General features: G+C 64.8%; 1 protein-coding gene. It reads left to right on the top strand.

Going from position 1 to position 2,378, the window contains the following annotated elements; all coding sequences use genetic code 11:
* Positions 1 to 2,378 (top strand): DEAD/DEAH box helicase family protein (locus tag EOA85_RS32905; protein ID WP_164760048.1); only part of this gene is annotated, 2,378 nt, incomplete at both ends.

Below are 2,378 nucleotides of genomic sequence, written 5' to 3'. Positions count from 1 at the left end.
GGCCGACAGCACCGCGCGGGAGACGATCGCGAAGATGGCCGATCTCGTTGCTGCGTTCCGCCTGCCCGAAGGCAGCTTCCGCGCCGATGCCGGTACGGACGTCGTGGTGGACATTCTCTTTTTCCGGAAGAGAATGCCCGATGAAGCCGAGGGTGATGTTTCCTGGCTTGATCTTGAAGAGATCCGGCCGGCGACGAAGGACGAAGGCGCCATCCGCGTCAATCGCTGGTTCGCGCGCCATCCGGCCTTCGTGCTGGGCGAGCATGCGCTAGCCCGCGGCATCTACGGTCCCGATGAGACCTATACCTGCCTGCCGAATGACGGCGAGGACCTCGACGCCGCGCTGACCGCAGCAATCAATCTCCTTCCGGAAGCCGTCTATGACGGTGAGCCCGACGTGCTCGATCCCGAGCTGGAGGAAACGGACGAGCAGGCCACCGCCGACCTGCCATCCGATCGGCATGTGCGCGAGGGCAGCTATTTCTTCGACAAGGCCCAAGGCCTGATGCAGGTCATCGACGGCCAGGCGATGGCCGTGAAGGTCCGCAAGGGACGCAGCAGCGACGGCGTCCCGGAAAAGCATGTCCGCATCGTCAGCAAGCTGATCCCGATCCGCGATGCGGTCCGCGAGGTGCTGAAGAGCCAGGAGCTCGACCGGCCGTGGCGGGACGCGCAGATGAAGCTGCGCATCGCCTGGTCGAACTTCGTCCGCGCCTTCGGCCCGATCAACACCACCGTCGTCTCGACCACGGAAGACCCCGAGACCGGAGAGGTCCGGGAGACGCACCGGCGGCCGAACCTTCAGCCCTTTCTCGACGATCCCGACTGCTGGCTGGTCGCTTCTATAGAGGACTACGACCTCGAAAACGATACGGCGAAGCCGGGTCCGATCTTCGCCGAGCGCGTGATCGCGCCACCGGCGCCCCCGGTGATCACGAGTGCGGCGGATGCGCTCGCCGTGGTGCTCAACGAGCGCGGCCATGTCGATCCCGACCACATCGCAGAACTGCTGCATCGCGATCGCGACGATGTCATCGCCGAGCTGGGCAGTGCCATATTCCGCGACCCGGCTGACGGCTCCTGGCAGACGGCGGACGCCTATCTCTCCGGCCCGGTACGCGACAAACTGAAGGTTGCAGAAGCGGCCGCGGCGCTCGATCCCGCCTATCAGCGCAACGTCACCGCGCTGGTGGGCGTGCAACCCGCCGATCTTCGGCCCTCCGACATCACCGCGCGGCTCGGCGCGCCGTGGATTCCGGCCGCCGACATCGTCGCATTCGTGCACGAGACGATGGGGGCGGAGATCAGGATCCACCATATGCCGGAACTGGCCTCCTGGACCGTCGAAGCCCGTCAGCTCGGATGGATGGCGGCCGGCACTTCGGAATGGGGCACGGATCGCCGGCATGCCGGGGAACTTCTCGCCGATGCGCTGAACAGCCGGGTGCCGCAGATCTTCGACACGGTGAAGGACGGCGACCGCGAGCGCCGCATTCTCAATGTCGTCGACACCGAGGCGGCGAAGGAGAAGCTGCAGAAGATCAAGACTGCCTTTCAGAGCTGGATCTGGTCCGACCCCGACCGGACCGATCGCCTGGCGCGGGTCTATAACGACCGCTTCAACAACATCGTACCTCGAGCCTTCGACGGCTCACATCTGAAGCTTCCGGGCGCCTCTGGCGCCTTTGTTCTTTATGATCACCAGAAGCGCGGCATCTGGCGCATCATCGCCTCGGGCGCGACCTATCTCGCCCACGCCGTCGGCGCCGGCAAGACGATGACGATGGCGGCTAGCATCATGGAACAGCGCCGGCTCGGGCTGATCGCCAAGGCGATGCTGGTCGTGCCCGGGCATTGCCTCGCGCAGGCGGCGCGGGAGTTCCTGGCGCTCTATCCCAATGCCCGCATTCTCGTTGCCGACGAGACCAATTTTTCCAGGGAGAAGCGGCACCGCTTTCTCAGCCGGGCTGCGACGGCGACATGGGATGCGATCATCATCACCCATTCGGCGTTCCGCTTCATTGGCGTGCCGTCCGCCTTCGAGCAGCAGATGATCCAGGACGAGCTCGAGCTCTACGAGACGCTTCTGACCAAGGTCGAGAGCGACGACCGCGTCTCGCGCAAGCGGCTCGAACGGTTGAAGGAGGGCCTCAAGGAGCGGCTCGAGGCGCTTTCGACCCGCAAGGACGATCTCCTGACCATCTCGGAGATCGGCGTCGACCAGATCATCGTCGACGAGGCGCAGGAGTTCAGAAAACTCTCCTTCGCGACCAACATGTCGACGCTGAAGGGTGTCGATCCGAACGGCTCGCAGCGCGCCTGGGACCTTTATGTGAAGTCGCGTTTCGTGGAGACGAAGAATCCGGGGCGGGCGCTGG

Source organism: Mesorhizobium sp. M5C.F.Ca.IN.020.29.1.1 (assembly GCF_003997375.1).
In the GTDB taxonomy this organism is placed as follows: domain Bacteria; phylum Pseudomonadota; class Alphaproteobacteria; order Rhizobiales; family Rhizobiaceae; genus Mesorhizobium; species Mesorhizobium wenxiniae.
The sequence above is the reverse complement of the archived record's forward strand: the minus strand, read 5'-3'. Positions and strand labels throughout refer to the sequence as shown.